Here is a 16,608-nt window from a genome sequence, read left to right as displayed (position 1 = left end):
ATAAAATTTAGAAAAGATATATTTATAAAATGCAGAATCAAACCCGAATTGTAATAGAAAATGTTTTACCACAGTTAGATGGTGGCGCTTTCGCAATAAAGAGAATTGTTGGTCAAACAGTACATGTTACTGCAAATGTTTTTCCTGACGGTCATGATGTTGTTGCCGTTTGTGTAAAATACAAACATGAGGCTGATGAAAATTGGGGTGAAGTACGAATGATTCCTAAAGTGAATGACGAGTGGTACGCTGATTTTAAGGTCGAAAAACAAGGAAGCTACACTTACTATGTGGAGGGTTGGGTAGATTATGCTTTGAACTGGCAACACGGTACAGAACGTAAAATTCAAGACAATCAGTATGTAAAGTCTGAATTACTAGAAGGAGCTGAGTATGTAGAAGCAATTCTTAACGAAGCTACTCAAGATGAAAAAGGATATTTAGAATATTTAGCTTCAATTTTCAAAACAGAATCAGATTACGATCGAGCAGTATCTGAAGTGAATTCAGATCGTTTAAAGTCTATTTTTACAAAGTACCCTACGCGCTTACTTGCAAATAAATCGCTTGATTTACAAGTGTATGTAGATCGAAAGAAAGCATTGTTTAGTACTTGGTATGAATTTTTCCCACGTTCTGCTTCAGAAGAAGATGGCAAGCATGGTACTTTTAAGGATTGCGAACGCTTACTACCGCGTGTTGCTCAAATGGGGTTTGATACTTTGTATTTTCCTCCCATTCATCCTATTGGAGAAGTTAATCGAAAAGGAAAAAATAATGCAACCAATGCAGAACATGGTGATGTAGGATCACCTTGGGGAATTGGTTCAGCTCAAGGGGGGCATAAATCGACGCATCCTGAACTCGGATCTATTGAAGATTTTAAATCATTGGTCAAAAAAGCACAAGATTGGGGAATTGAGGTAGCTATGGACTACGCATTACAAGCGGCTCCAGATCATCCTTATGTAAAAGATTTTCCACAGTGGTTCAAATGGAGACCAGATGGCACAGTTCAATATGCAGAGAATCCTCCTAAAAAATACCAAGATATACAACCAATTTATTTTGAAAGCTCCGACTGGAAAAATTTATGGAAAGAATTGCTAGACGTTGCTTTGTTTTGGATCGAAGACTGTAATATCAAAATTTTTAGAGTAGATAATCCACATACTAAACCATTCTTTTTTTGGGGATGGCTAATTGGTGAAATCAAGAAAAAGCATCCAGATGTTTTGTTTCTGGCCGAGGCTTTTACAAGACCTAAGATTATGAATGAGCTAGCCAAACAAGGTTTCAGCCAGTCATACACGTACTTCACGTGGAGAAATTCAAAATCTGAATTGACCGAATACGTAACAGAGTTAACGCAGTCGGAGCAAAAAGAGTTTTATCGTCCTAACTTTTGGCCAAATACTCCAGATATAAATCCTTTTGCATTGCAAAATGCAAATGAATCAATGCATTTACAAAAATACTTTCTTGCCGCTACGCTGAGTTCTAGCGTTGGAATTTATGGTCCTGTATTTGAATACCGAGTTAGTGAACCAATGGCACAAGGAAAAGAAGAATATATTAATTCTGAAAAATACCAAGTGTACAAATGGGATTGGTCCATTCAAAATAAAATAACATTATTAATTACAAAAATAAACGGAATACGTAAAGAGCAAGCTTCTCTACAACAAACCAATAACATCGATTTTTGTGAAACCAATAATGATCAAATTATTGCATACTATAAATATGATGATGATTTGCAGAATAAAACCTTGATGATCGTTAATCTGGATCCTCATCATACGCAACAAGGATGGGTGCGTTTGCCTATTGATAAGGTAGGTGTCAATCCTATTCACATTGTAGATTTGATTACAGGAAATAGTTATCTTTGGGATAGGGAGTGGAATTTTGTAGAGATAAGCCCTGATATACCTTTTCACTTATTTAAAATTCAACAATAGAAATACTATTAATAACCACAATATTGTTTAGAGCAATAAATTTTAAGAAAAACAAACCACAAAATGAATAAAGTACAAACGCATACTCTTTTTACCGATTTTGACATTGATTTGTTCAAAGCTGGAAAGCATTTCAAATTATATGAAAAATTAGGTGCTCACCTTATTGAAGTAGATGGCGTTAAGGGAGTATATTTCGCTGTTTGGGCTCCTACCGCACGCACAGTTTCGGTTGTTGGTGATTTTAATTACTGGATTCAAGGAGAGCATCAACTTGAAGTGCGTTGGGATTCTAGTGGAATATGGGAAGGTTTTATTCCTAATATTGAAAAAGGTACCGTTTATAAATATAAAATTCAGTCAGACAATGGTGGCATAATAACAGAAAAAGCAGATCCTTTTGCTTTTTACTGCGAGAAACCGCCACATACTGCCTCTGTAGTTTGGGACTTGGATTATAAATGGGATGATTCCAAATGGATGAAAACCAGAAAAGAACACAATAGCCTAGACAAACCATTTTCTGTTTACGAAGTGCATTTGGGTTCATGGAAGCGTCATGGTGAAGAAAATAGGTTTTTGACCTACCTCGAATTTGCAGAGGACTTAGTCAATTATGTAAAGGAAACTGGATTTACGCATGTTGAGTTCATGCCAGTGATGGAATATCCTTATGATCCATCTTGGGGATATCAGTTGGTAGGTTATTTTGCGCCGACTTCTCGTTTTGGAAACCCGCAAGAATTCATGGTTTTGGTAGACAAATTACACCAAGCCGGAATTGGAGTTATTCTTGATTGGGTTCCTTCTCATTTTCCTGATGATGCACACGGCTTAGGATTCTTTGACGGTTCTAATTTGTACGAGCATCCTGATCGCAGAAAAGGATACCATCCAGATTGGAAAAGTTTGGTCTTTAATTACGGACGTAATGAAGTGCGCTCTTTCTTAATTAGCAATGCCATTTTCTGGTTGCAACATTATCATGTAGATAGTCTGCGTGTCGATGCAGTTGCATCAATGCTATACTTGGACTATTCGAGAGAAGAAGGAGAATGGGAGCCAAATGAATTTGGTGGAAGAGAAAACCTAGACACCATCAGTTTCCTAAAAGAATTTAATGAAGCCGTTTACTCTATGTTTGAAGGTGTTCAAACCATCGCAGAAGAAAGCACTTCTTTCCCAATGGTATCTAGACCAACTTCAATGGGTGGATTAGGATTCGGAATGAAATGGATGATGGGTTGGATGCATGATACACTAGAATACTTTCAAAAAGATACAGTATATAGAAAGTATCATCAAAATGAGATGACATTTTCTATGACCTATGCTTTTACAGAAAACTTTATGTTGCCATTATCTCATGATGAGGTTGTATACGGTAAGCATTCGATTGCAGGTAGAATGCCAGGTGACGAATGGCAAAAATTTGCCAATTTAAGATTGTTGTACGGATATATGTTTACACATCCAGGGACAAAATTACTGTTTATGGGTTGCGAATTTGGACAAAGCGGAGAATGGAATTTTCAAGAAAGTTTAGATTGGCATCTGCTACAATATCCTTTACATGAAGGAATTAAGAAAGTAATTACCGATTTAAACGGCCTTTATAGATCAGAGCCTGCCTTACATGAGAAGCAATTTAGTGCGGATGGTTTTGAATGGATCAATTATTCCGATCATCAAAATGCAGTTATGTCTTTTATTAGAAAAGGTAATGACGCCAAGGACAATGTTATCGTAGTTTGTAATTTTACACAAGTAGTAAGAGAAAATTACCGAATCGGTCTACCGAAAAAAGGGAAATTGAAAGAAATTTTTAATAGTGACGATGTTATTTACGGTGGAAGCGGCGTAATAAGCCCAGACCATATTATTATAGATGGATCTCCTTATGATGGCAGAGATTACTCAGTTGAGTTGACATTACCGCCACTGGGAATAATGGCTTTTAAAATTGTTTAAAAGAGTATACCTTATTTTCAATTGTTTCGAAAGTTACAAGCGAGTTACATAAATAATATATTAATTTTAACGCCAGTTAAGATTGTAATAGTACCAAACTATCATATCACGATTTATTTTCGAAAATAAAAAGTGATATGGTATTTTTGTTTTTAATACTATCAAACGTGTCAGTTACACCGCTATAATATTGTCATAAAGTAGGATGCGTCAAATTTATTGTAAATTTGAACCTTATAAAGTATTTCAAAAAAGTTAAAACATGATTACCAATACAGAACTAGAGTACAAAGGAGATTTATATCCTTCACAAATTATTTCCTATGAACATGAAGTAGATTCTGTTTATTTTTATACTGATAATAATGTTATTCTTAAAATAACGATTTTTAGAGATAGTATGTTACGCTTTAGATATACCACCAAAGGTTATTTTAGTAATGATTTCTCTTATGCAATAGATCAGAATCATTCTCACGGTTACAATTTCTTGGAAGTCAAGGAGGATGCTACTTTTTTTCAAATAAAAACGAATAAAGTTATTTGCAACATTCAAAAAGATGATCTTAGAATATCTATTTTGGATATTGATGAAAAAGTAATTCTAGAAGACGATTTAGGTTTTCACTGGGAAGAAAGTTATGAGTTTGGTGGAAATATAGTCAAAATGAGTAAAGCATCTCGTGACGGAGAAAGTTTTTACGGCTTAGGTGACAAGGCAACTCAAATGAATTTGAAAGGGAAAAGATTGGAGAATTTTGCTACCGATCAATACGCTTTTCAAAAAGACCAAGATCCACTTTACAAAGTAGTTCCATTTTATATTGGATTGCAGAACAAGCAAGCATACGGAATCTTTTTTGACAATACTTTTAAAACGAGTTTCGACTTTTGTCACGACCGTAGAAATGTGGCTAGTTTTTGGGCAGAAGGAGGAGAGATGAATTACTATTTCATCTACGGACCAAAAATGCAAGACGTTGTCGTTTCATATACCGATTTGACGGGTAAACCAGAGTTACCACCATTATGGACATTAGGTTACCACCAATGTAAATGGAGTTACTATCCAGAGAGTAATGTTAAGGAGGTGACGGCCAAATTCAGAGCCTTACAAATACCATGTGACGCTATTTATTTAGATATCGATTATATGGATGGCTTTAGATGTTTTACCTGGGATAAAAATCATTTTCCTGATCCCAAACGAATGGTTGGGGAACTAGCGGCAGACGGTTTTAAAACAATAGTTATTATTGATCCAGGGATAAAAGTAGATAAAGAATATTCTATTTACCAAGAGGCCTTGGCCAAAGATTATTTTTGCAAACGGGCTGATGGTCCTTATATGAAAGGTAAAGTATGGCCTGGAGATTGCAATTTCCCAGATTACACCAATCCGGAAGTAAGAGAATGGTGGGCCGGACTTTTTAAAGAATTAATAGCGGATATAGGGGTTAAAGGAATTTGGAACGATATGAATGAACCTGCCGTAATGCTTGTTCCTAATAAAACTTTTCCAGATGATGTACGCCATGATTACGACGGTAACCCCTGCAGTCACAGAAAAGCACACAATATTTATGGAACGCAAATGGCTAGAGCGACTTATCATGGTGTTAAGAAATTTGCTTATCCCAAAAGGCCTTTTGTAATCACTCGCTCTGCTTACTCGGGAGCGCAACGCTATACATCTTCGTGGACGGGTGATAATGTAGCAAGTTGGGAGCATTTGTGGCTTGCTAATATACAGGTGCAACGCATGAATATTTCAGGAATGGGATTTACTGGTTCAGATATCGGTGGATTTGCAGAACAACCTTCTGGAGAATTGTTCGCACGTTGGATTCAATTAGGTGTCTTTCATCCTTTTTGTAGAACGCACTCATCCGGTGACCACGGACATCAAGAACCTTGGGCTTTTGATGAAGAAGTGCTTGATATTACTCGAAAGTTTATCAACCTTCGATACCAATTACTTCCTTATTTATACACGATGTTCTGGCAATATATTGAAGAGGGAATTCCTATGTTGAAACCTTTAGTGTACTTCGATCAAGATGACATTCAAACCCATTACCGTAACGACGAATTTATATTCGGTAACCAAATTTTGATTTGCCCAATTTTAGAACCCAATTCATTGGGAAGAAGAATGTATATCCCAAGAGGGCAGTGGTACAATTATTGGACAAATAATTTATTAACGGGCGGAAAAGAAAAGTGGGTAGATTCACAATTTGATGAAATTCCGATCTTTATTAAGGCGGGTGCTGTGATTCCGAAATATCCTGTACAACAGTACGTAGGAGAGCTCGATTTTGATGAACTCACTTTGGATTTGTATTATAAGGAAGGCGTGGAGAAGTCAGTAGTTTATGAAGATGCTCAAGACGGATATGATTATAAAAAAGGGAGGTATAGCTTTTTGACCTTTCAAGTGACAGGTAAGAAGAATGATTTAATTATTCAGTTACATAAAGAAGGAAAATACGATACAGATTATTCAAAATATAAAATAAACCTTATCGGTTTGCCGTTTAAAGTAAAAAGCATCGAATACAATAATGAAATCATTGAATTTGATCGGGAAACATTAGAATTAGAAAATTATTTAATAGTAGAAAAGGAATTTAGAGTACTTCATATTATGGGAGTATAGTATAAATTCCTATTTTTGTTAAAAATTAAAGAAAGATGAAAAAAAATATATTAGTAGGAGTAGTCGCGATTGGCATGATGTGTTCATGTGCTACCAATCCGTTAACAGGAAAAAAAACGTTGAATTTTGTATCGAATGATGAGTTGTTTCCAACATCTTTTCAGCAATATGGTACATTCTTGCAAGAGAATAAAGTAATCTCTGGAACTACAGATGCAAAAAAAGTAGAAACAGTTGGGATGAAAATTAAGGCTGCTGCCGAGAAATACCTTGCTTCTGTTGGACAAACAGAATACCTTAAAGGTTATGCTTGGGAATATAAATTGGTAGAGAGCCCAGATGTGAACGCTTGGTGTATGCCAGGAGGGAAAATTGTAGTTTATTCTGGAATTTTGCCGATTACAAAGAATGATCCAGGACTAGCAACAGTTATGGGACATGAAGTATCACATGCTTTAGCCAATCACGGTGCGCAACGTATGAGTGTATCACAAATACAAGAGTATGTAGGTATGGGAGTAGCAGTTGCTACATCTGGTAAAAGTGCTACTACGCAACAAGCTTTTAATACTGCATACGGTTTAGGATCTCAATACGGTGTTACTTTGCCATTTAGCCGTTCTAATGAGACAGAAGCAGATAAAATTGGTTTGACTCTAATGGCTATCGCGGGTTATAACCCAGAAGAAGCTATTGAATTTTGGACTAGAATGTCTGCAAATTCAGGTGGAGCTGCTCAACCAGAATTCATGAGTACGCACCCTTCTGACGCAACTAGAATCGCTAATTTGAAAGCGATGATTCCAGAAGCGAAAGCAACAGCAGCTAAATTTGGAGTTACTTTCAAATAATAAGTTATATATGAAATTTATAGAGAGCCAATTCGAAAGAATTGGCTTTTTATTTTTTAAGTAATTAAGTTGGAAACAAAATAAAAAATAATAAATTCGTCAAAAATAATGGTATGATTAGTTTAAAGAAAGGTGATAAAAAGTTATTGAATGCTTGGGCATTTTACGATTGGGCAAATTCTGTGTACACACTTACAATTGCATCAGCAGTTTTCCCCATTTTTTATGAAGCATTATTTTCAGACGACGATCACTATATAGATGTTTTTGGTTTGCATCTAAAAAATACTGCCTTAATTAGTTTTATTACAGCAACTGCCTTTCTAGTAGTTTCTTTTATATCTCCATTATTATCTGGAATTGCCGATTATGTGGGGAACAAGAAGTCTTTTATGAAGTTTTTTTGTTACCTGGGCGCTTTCTCTTGTATGGGACTGTACTGGTTTGATTTGGAAAACATTTATATAGGACTATGCTTTTATTTTTTGGGATTAATAGGGTATTGGGGGAGTTTAGTTTTCTACAATTCATATCTGCCAGATATTGCTTTTCCTGAACAGCAAGATAAGATTAGTGCAAAAGGGTATTCTTTAGGATACATAGGTAGTGTTATTTTGCTGGTTATCAATTTGGCCATGATAATGAAACCCGCACTTTTTGGTATAACAGGTACCGAAGGAGAGGCAGCAATGAAAGCAATGCGCTATTCATTTGTAATGGTAGGAGTTTGGTGGATTCTATTTAGTCAATACTCCTATTTCTATTTACCAAATGGAAACACTCAAACAAAGCAAAAAGTAACGAAAGCCATCATTTTTAACGGTTTTAATGAACTTAAAAAGGTTTGGTTGTTGTTAGAGCAAAACGTTCGACTAAAAGCATATTTACAAAGTTTTTTTGTGTCCAGTATGGCGGTACAGACAGTGATGCTTGTGGCAACGTATTTTGGAGCACAAGAAATTCAATGGTCTTCTAAAGAGGAAAGTACGATTGGATTGATAATATGTATTTTATTAATTCAAATAGTGGCAGTCTTAGGGGCAATCTTAACCTCTCGAGCTTCTAAAAAATGGGGGAATATCCCCACTTTAATAGCAATCAATAGTGTTTGGATACTGTTTTGTATTATCTCTTATTTTATTACTTTACCTATCCATTTTTATATTATGGCTACCATAGTTGGACTTGTAATGGGCGGAATTCAGTCGTTATCTCGTTCAACTTATTCCAAGTTATTGCCTGAGACGAAAGATACAGCCTCTTTTTTTAGCTTTTATGACGTTGCTGAGAAAATTGGAATTGTAATAGGAATGCTAATTTATGGGCTTATTGATCAAGTTACAGGAAGTCCTAGACTAGCGATTGTATTTTTTGCATTCTTTTTTATTATTGCAGTAATTATGCTCAAAAGAATCCCAAAAAACGACAACTAAACTTACCAATTTAAAATTATGAGCGCAGACAGCACTTTGTTTGTGGCATAATGATTGATTTTATTAGATGAAGTTAATCTTAGTATATTATTACTATTTGATTATCAGCTATATAAAATACAATATCTATTAACTTTGTTTCTGAATATTAATTTATTTGGTGACAAAATGACTTAATTACATATATGTCAAATCATAAAATAAGTACTATTGACAATCTGTCACTTCAAGAACTTGATTCTCAAGCAGAATTAATTCCGTTGTTAACTCCCGAGGACGAGGAGGAAATGATGAATGAAGTATTACCCGAAACGATTCCAATTCTTCCATTGCGCAATATGGTCTTATTTCCAGGTGTTGTAATTCCTATCACGGCTGGTCGTGATAAATCAATTAAATTGATAGACGATGCAAATGCGGTTGGAAAAATTATTGGTGTTGTAGCTCAAATTGATGAAGATGTTGAAGAGCCTACACGAAAAGACATTCATAAAGTAGGAACTGTTGCCCGTATTCTTCGTGTATTAAAAATGCCCGACGGAAATACAACAGTTATCATTCAAGGTAAAAAGCGTTTTGAAATTAAAGAAATTATTTCGGAAGAGCCTTATATGACAGCAACTATTAAGGACGTAATAGAAAAGAAACCAAAAGCAAAGAATTCTGAATTTTTAGCGATTTTAGATTCTATTAAAGAATTGGCAATTCAGATTATAAAAGAGAGTCCTAGTATTCCTAGTGAAGCTACTTTTGCAATTAAGAATATCGAAAGTCAATCGTTCTTAGTCAATTTTGTTACTTCAAACTTAAATTTAACGGTTAAAGAGAAGCAAGATTTATTGGCTATAAATAATTTAAAGGACAGAGCATTAGAAACTTTGAAGTACATGAATATTGAGTTGCAGAAATTGGAACTTAAAAACGATATTCAGTCTAAAGTTCGTTTTGACTTAGACCAACAACAAAGAGAATACTTCTTGCACCAGCAAATGAAAACCATTCAAGAAGAATTGGGTGGCGTTTCGCAAGAGGAGGAGATGGATGAAATGTTGGTAAAGTCAAAAACAAAGAAATGGGATGAGAAATCCAAATTACATTTCGAAAAAGAACTTTCCAAAATGCGCCGTATGAATCCACAAGCGCCCGATTTTGGAATTCAAAGAAACTACCTAGAATTATTACTAGAGTTACCTTGGAATGTATATTCAAAAGATAATTTTGATTTAAAGAAAGCGCAAAAAATATTAGACAGAGATCATTTTGGTTTGGAAGATGTCAAGAAACGTATGATAGAGCATTTAGCTGTATTAAAGTTGCGTAACGATATGAAATCGCCAATTATATGTTTAACAGGACCTCCGGGAGTTGGTAAGACTTCAATTGGACGATCAGTTGCTGAGGCGTTGGGTAGAGAATATGTTCGTATCTCTCTAGGTGGCTTACGTGATGAAGCTGAAATACGCGGACATAGAAAAACCTATGTAGGTGCTATGCCAGGACGTATCATTCAGAGTTTGAAAAAGGCAGGAACTTCTAATCCGGTTTTTGTACTAGATGAGATTGATAAGTTATCCAATAGTAATCAAGGAGATCCTTCTTCAGCTTTGTTAGAGGTTTTAGATCCAGAACAAAACAGTACATTCTATGATAATTTTGTAGAACTAGGTTATGATTTATCAAAAGTGATGTTTATTGCTACGTCAAATAATATGGCAGCCATTCAGCCTGCGTTACGCGACCGTATGGAAATTATTAAAATGTCTGGTTACACTATCGAAGAGAAAGTAGAAATTGCCAAACAACATCTTTTTCCACGTCAGTTGAAAGAGCATGGTATGACGACGAAGGAATTAAGCATTGGAAAAAAACAGCTTGAGAAAATCATCGAAGGATATACTCGTGAGTCTGGTGTACGTGGATTGGAAGCAAAAATAGCACAAGTTATCCGAAATGCCGCAAAATCTGTGGCGATGGAAGAAGAATACAACTTAAAAGTGACGGATGCAGATATTATTTCCGTTTTAGGAGCTTCTCGCATGGATAGAGATAAATATGAATCGAATGATGTTGCAGGGGTTGTAACAGGACTTGCATGGACAAGCGTTGGTGGTGATATATTATTTATAGAATCGTTAATATCTCCAGGTAAAGGAACGATGACCATCACTGGTAATTTAGGTACCGTAATGAAAGAGTCTGCTACAATTGCTTTGGAGTACATTAAAGCGAATGCAGAATTGCTAGGTTTAAATCCAGAGACCGTTACCAAATATAATATCCATCTTCACGTGCCAGAAGGAGCAACGCCAAAAGATGGACCTAGTGCTGGAATTGCGATGTTGACTTCATTGGTATCTTTATTTACGCAGAAACGTGTAAAGAAAAACATAGCAATGACTGGTGAAATTACACTTAGAGGAAAAGTACTTCCAGTAGGTGGAATTAAAGAAAAGATATTGGCAGCAAAGAGAGCTAACATCAAAGAAATAATCTTATGTCACGAAAACAAAAATGACATTGACGAAATTAAGCCAGAATACGTTGCTGGTCTTACTTTTCATTTTGTCAAAGAGATGAGCGAAGTATTAGCCATTGCTATTACAGATCAAGATGTGAAAAATGCAAAGAAGTTATAAATAGATAAGATTCTATTCTATATATAAAAACCAAAGTTAGGAGCTGTTACAGTTCTTAACTTTGGTTTTGCTATTTAATCTCGAATTTATTCGAAAAGTAATTAATTATAGTTTTATAATTTTATCTTCGCAACTGCGTTTAATTTATACCACTAAAGAAAATTTAAGCATGTTAAAAAAGCATCTTATTTACTTTTTTTTGCTTCTATCTGCTACCTCGCATTCACAAATTGGAGGTAAGAGCGTGTATCAGTTTTTGAGTTTGGTAACTTCACCAAGACAAGCTGCACTAGGAGGTAAGACGGTTACAATTTATGATGAGGATGTAAATCAGGGAATTTTTAATCCTGCATCTATTAATCCCGAGATGCACAACCAAATGTCTATTAATTATGGGAGTTATTTTGGAGAAGTAACCTACGGGACTGCCGCTTACGCATATACCTATGACCGTCATGTACAAACCTTTCATGCGGGTGTGAGCTATGTCAATTACGGTAATTTTGATGGGTATGATGAGAATGGCCAAAGTACTGCTTCTTTTTCAGGAAGTGAAATAGCCCTCTCATTTGGATACGCATACAATGTTCCCTATACCAATCTACACCTTGGGGCCAATGCAAAATTAATTTCGTCTAGTCTAGAAACGTATAATTCACTAGGTGGAGCAATCGATTTTGGAGCAATTTATATTGATGAGGCCAATGATGTCAACTGGGGTTTGGCAATACGTAATATAGGAACACAGTTTACAACCTATTCGGGAAACCATGAACAATTACCGCTAGAAATTATATTTGGAGTTTCACAAGAATTAGAGCATGTACCTATCCGTTGGCATTTAAATTTGGAAAATTTACAGCAATGGAATGTGTCGTTTGCAAATCCGTCACGTGCGAGTGCTACGATTGATGGAGATTCTACAGAAGAAAAGGTTTCATTCTTAAATAATGCTTTTAGACATGTTATCTTGGGAGCAGAATTATTTCCTAAAAAAGCCTTTAATTTGCGGTTAAGTTATAATTTTAGACGTGCCCAAGAATTAAAAATCGTAGAACAGCGTAACTTTTCAGGATTCTCCGCGGGTTTAGGGTTGCGCATGAATAAGTTAAAGTTTAATTACTCCTATTCTAGATATACTTTGGCAGGAAACACAAGCCTATTTGGGTTAACTATTAATTTTCAATAATAAATTTTGAGTTCAAAAATCACCATAGCAATTGATGGATTTTCATCTACAGGAAAAAGTACTTTAGCGAAACAACTAGCTAAGCAGTTAGGATATGTTTTTGTTGATACGGGAGCAATGTACCGTGCAATCACTTGGTATGCCATGCAAAATGGTTACATCACTAGCGAGCATTTTGATACTAGTTCTTTAATAAATAGTTTGCCATCCATTGGCTTAAAATTTGTGTTCAAACAAGAAGTAGGATTTGCTGCCATGTTTTTGAATGATGTTGATGTCGAAACTGAGATACGTACTATTGAAGTATCTGGTTTTGTTAGCAAAATAGCCGAATTAGCCGAAGTTCGTGCCAAATTGGTAGAGCAACAGCAAGAAATGGGAAAAGATAAAGGAATTGTGATGGATGGTAGGGATATTGGTACTGTTGTTTTTCCCGATGCAGAATTAAAACTTTACATGACTGCAAATGCACAAACTAGAGCGCAACGTCGCTATGATGAACTTGTAGCAAAGGGCGATGCCATTACATTTAAGGAAATTTATGACAATGTTGTAGAACGCGATTATATTGACACGCACCGTGAAAATTCTCCTCTAGTTAAAGCTGATGATGCTATAGAAATTGACAATTCTGATATGACAAGAGAGTCACAATTAGAACTCGTCTTGGAACTTGTTAATAAACTTATTGCTTAGTTTAATAAGACGTTTATCTTTTTATTTTTCGAAATAAAATACAACTGCTATTGATTTTTTATCATAATTGATTTATTACCATTTGATTTGAAATAAGTATGATTGATTTATTTACACCAGAGCTTAATCCTGATGATAATTTATTACCCAGAGAAGGTACTGTAAATTATTATGGATTTTTATTTTCAGAAGAGGAAGCCAATCACTATTTTGATATTTTGCTAAACGAAATAGAATGGAAAAATGATGAAGCTATCATCTTTGGAAAATTGATCGTAACAAAGCGTAAAGTTGCGTGGTACGGTGAAAAGACTTTTGAATATACGTATTCGAATAAGACGAAAAAAGCGTTACTTTTTACAAACAGCTTATTGCAAATAAAAGAACGGGTGGAAAAAGAAACCAGAGAAACGTACAATTCGTGTTTATTAAATTTATACCACTCGGGAGCAGAAGGAATGTCTTGGCACAGTGATGGCGAAAAAGATTTAAAAAATAATGGTGCAATTGCATCTTTGAGTTTTGGAGCAACACGCAAATTTGCATTCAAACACAAAGTAAGCAAAGAAAACGTATCAATTATCCTTGAGAACGGAAGTCTGCTGGTGATGAAAGGTGAAACTCAAAAACACTGGCTGCATCGATTACCGCCCTCGACAAAAGTTTTAAAACCTCGAATCAACTTGACTTTTCGAACAATTGTAAGTAAGGATGATGAATGATGATGAGTCAGATTAACCTTTTGCCTAAAAACATAATTAACCTTTTACAGTGTTATTTTTAATATATTTAATCTTATTTAAGAAGCAGCTGAAAATCATGATTTTCTAAATAATGTTGATGCTAAACTTCGTTAATTATATAATTATCTCTCCAATTTCCCCTCTTGCATCAGTATATTTAATAAAGTCGTTGTTCTAAATTGCAGTTTTCTTAGCGAATCGGAATTCCCGTTGATGAGTATGTAGTCATATTAGGGAAACATTCGATAAAAAGTCACAAATTCTTAACAAAAAATATTGAAGTTTAAAGTTTAAACAAAACTTAATTCCTTAATTTTGTATTCACAAAAAATTAATTTACACATAAAAAATATACTATGAGTTCATTTGACGTAGTCATCATTGGTTCTGGACCAGGCGGATATGTATCAGCTATTCGTTGTGCACAGTTAGGTTTTAAGACAGCCATAATCGAAAAATATTCAACTTTGGGAGGTACTTGCTTAAATGTTGGATGTATTCCTTCAAAAGCATTATTGGCTTCTTCTCATCATTATGCTGAAATTAAGCATTTTGAAGACCACGGAATCGAACTATCTGGTGAAGTAAAAGTGAACCTTGAAAAAATGATTGCTCGTAAACAAGCAGTTGTAGATCAAACTTCTGGTGGAGTAAAATTTTTAATGGATAAAAACAAAATTACCGTACTTGAAGGTATGGGATCTTTTGTTGATGCTACACATGTTGCAGTTGCAAAAGCAGATGGAACTTCAGAAACTATTGAAGCTAAAAATGTAATTATCGCAACAGGATCTAAACCATCTTCTTTACCATTTATTAAAATAGATAAAGAAAGAATTATTACTTCTACAGAAGCCTTAAAACTTCCTGAAGTGCCTAAGCACTTAATTATTATTGGTGGTGGGGTTATTGGTATAGAATTAGGTCAAGTTTACCTACGTTTAGGAGCACAAGTTTCTGTAGTAGAATATTTGGATAGAATTATTCCAGGAATGGACAGCTCATTGTCAAAAGAATTGACAAAAGTACTGAAAAAACAAGGAATGAAATTCTATGTTTCTCACAAAGTAAAATCGGTAGAGAGAGCAGGTGAAGCGGTAACGGTTCAAGCTGAGAACGCTAAAGGAGAAACAATTACATTAGAAGGTGATTATGCATTAGTTGCAGTTGGTCGTCGTCCTTATACAGATGGTTTAAATGCTGATAAAGCTGGAGTTAAAATATCTGAAAGAGGTCAAATCGAAGTAAATGATCATTTACAAACTTCTGCTTCTAATATTTATGCTATTGGTGATGTAGTTCGTGGAGCAATGTTGGCTCATAAAGCTGAAGAAGAAGGAACTATGGTTGCTGAAATCTTAGCGGGACAAAAACCACATATCGATTATAACTTAATCCCAGGTGTTGTCTATACATGGCCAGAAGTTGCTGCGGTTGGACAAACAGAAGAGCAACTAAAAGCTGCTGGAACAAAATATAAAGTGGGAAGCTTCCCTTTCAAAGCCTTAGGTCGTGCAAGAGCGAGCGGAGATTTAGATGGATTTGTAAAAATCTTAGCCGATGAAAAAACGGATGAGGTTTTAGGAGTTCATATGATTGGAGCTAGAACAGCAGATTTAATTGCTGAAGCAGTTGTGGCAATGGAATACAAAGCATCTGCTGAAGATATTTCTAGAATGTCACATGCACATCCAACTTTCGCAGAAGCAGTAAAAGAAGCAGCATTGGCTGCTACAGATAATAGAGCATTACACGTATAATTTTATAGTGCTAAAATTACTGAAACCGTCAAATTTTATTTGACGGTTTTTTTATGCTCAAAAATAATATTGTAAATCTCATTAATAATTCTGTAAGACAGTAACTTTATGTTTTGCATACTTTTATAAAAAAAATTATACATTATGAAAAAGAGACATATAGTTGGTGCACTAGCATTAGTTGGAGTAGGAGTTATTCTTAGTTCATGTTCTAGTAAAAAAACGATTCCAGAGAAAGCGAAAGCAGTTCAAGATTTTGATAAGAGTAAATACTTAGGTAAATGGTATGAAATTGCCAGACTTGATTTTAAATTTGAAGAAGGCTTAAATAATACTACCGCAGACTACTCTTTAATGAAAAGTGGTAAGATCAAGGTCGTAAACAAAGGGTACGATGTAGAGAAAGATAAATGGAAAAAAAGTACAGGTAAAGCCAAGTTTGTAGGCAATGAGAATGTTGCCATGCTTAAGGTTTCTTTCTTCGGACCATTTTATGCAGGATATAATGTGATTGCAATTGATGAAGATTATAAATATGCGCTAATTGCAGGAGATAGCCTAGATAACTTATGGATATTGTCACGTGAAAAATCAATTCCGTTAGAAATTACTTCAGAGTATATGAAAATTGCAGAGGAAATAGGTTATAATACAGCAGATTTAATTTGGGTACAACACACTAAATAATAGCTTATTTAAAAAT

The 16,608-nt window shown here is 35.0% G+C and carries 11 protein-coding genes; all 11 read left to right on the top strand.

Annotated elements, in window-relative coordinates; genetic code table 11:
* Nucleotides 1-29: 29 nt before the first annotated feature.
* The 11 genes from LXH21_RS10960 (at nt 30) to LXH21_RS10910 (ending at nt 16,592) form a co-directional block, all read left to right on the top strand.
* The gene (locus LXH21_RS10960) at nt 30-1,964 is read left to right on the top strand and encodes an alpha-1,4-glucan--maltose-1-phosphate maltosyltransferase (protein WP_239865694.1); all 1,935 of its coding nucleotides are present in this window, start codon (nt 30-32) and stop codon (nt 1,962-1,964) included.
* A 63-nt stretch (nt 1,965-2,027) separates the two neighbouring features.
* Nucleotides 2,028-3,935 (top strand): 1,4-alpha-glucan branching protein GlgB, encoded by a 1,908-nt coding sequence (gene glgB, locus LXH21_RS10955; RefSeq protein WP_239865692.1) that lies wholly within the window; start codon nt 2,028-2,030, stop codon nt 3,933-3,935.
* Nucleotides 3,936-4,197: 262 nt separating this feature from the next.
* Entirely contained in the window at nt 4,198-6,597 is a 2,400-nt protein-coding gene (locus LXH21_RS10950) for a glycoside hydrolase family 31 protein (protein ID WP_239865690.1), read from the top strand.
* A gap of 35 nt (nt 6,598-6,632) precedes the next feature.
* Nucleotides 6,633-7,448, top strand: coding sequence for a M48 family metallopeptidase (locus tag LXH21_RS10945; protein WP_239865686.1), 816 nt, complete (start codon nt 6,633-6,635; stop codon nt 7,446-7,448).
* Nucleotides 7,449-7,561: 113 nt separating this feature from the next.
* Nucleotides 7,562-8,881, top strand: coding sequence for an MFS transporter (locus LXH21_RS10940; RefSeq protein WP_239865676.1), 1,320 nt, complete (start codon nt 7,562-7,564; stop codon nt 8,879-8,881).
* 185 nt (nt 8,882-9,066) lie between these two features.
* A complete protein-coding gene (lon, locus tag LXH21_RS10935) occupies nt 9,067-11,517 on the top strand; it encodes an endopeptidase La (protein WP_239865674.1) in 2,451 nt (816 codons plus the stop codon).
* Nucleotides 11,518-11,686: 169 nt separating this feature from the next.
* A complete protein-coding gene (porQ, locus tag LXH21_RS10930; protein ID WP_239865671.1) occupies nt 11,687-12,706 on the top strand; it encodes a type IX secretion system protein PorQ in 1,020 nt (339 codons plus the stop codon).
* A gap of 6 nt (nt 12,707-12,712) precedes the next feature.
* The gene (cmk, locus tag LXH21_RS10925) at nt 12,713-13,402 is read left to right on the top strand and encodes a (d)CMP kinase (RefSeq protein WP_239865670.1); all 690 of its coding nucleotides are present in this window, start codon (nt 12,713-12,715) and stop codon (nt 13,400-13,402) included.
* Nucleotides 13,403-13,503: 101 nt separating this feature from the next.
* Nucleotides 13,504-14,124, top strand: a complete 621-nt coding sequence (locus tag LXH21_RS10920) for an alpha-ketoglutarate-dependent dioxygenase AlkB family protein (protein WP_239865786.1) — start codon at nt 13,504-13,506, stop codon at nt 14,122-14,124.
* 377 nt (nt 14,125-14,501) lie between these two features.
* Nucleotides 14,502-15,905 carry a dihydrolipoyl dehydrogenase gene (gene lpdA, locus LXH21_RS10915; RefSeq protein ID WP_239865669.1) on the top strand — a complete coding sequence of 468 codons (1,404 nt, stop codon included), beginning with the start codon at nt 14,502-14,504 and terminating at the stop codon, nt 15,903-15,905.
* 144 nt (nt 15,906-16,049) lie between these two features.
* Entirely contained in the window at nt 16,050-16,592 is a 543-nt protein-coding gene (locus LXH21_RS10910) for a lipocalin family protein (RefSeq protein ID WP_239865667.1), read from the top strand.
* Nucleotides 16,593-16,608 lie beyond the last annotated feature (16 nt).

The organism is Flavobacterium algicola (assembly GCF_022399565.1).
GTDB classification, from domain to species: domain Bacteria; phylum Bacteroidota; class Bacteroidia; order Flavobacteriales; family Flavobacteriaceae; genus Flavobacterium; species Flavobacterium algicola.
This window is presented reverse-complemented; position numbering and strand designations above follow the sequence as displayed.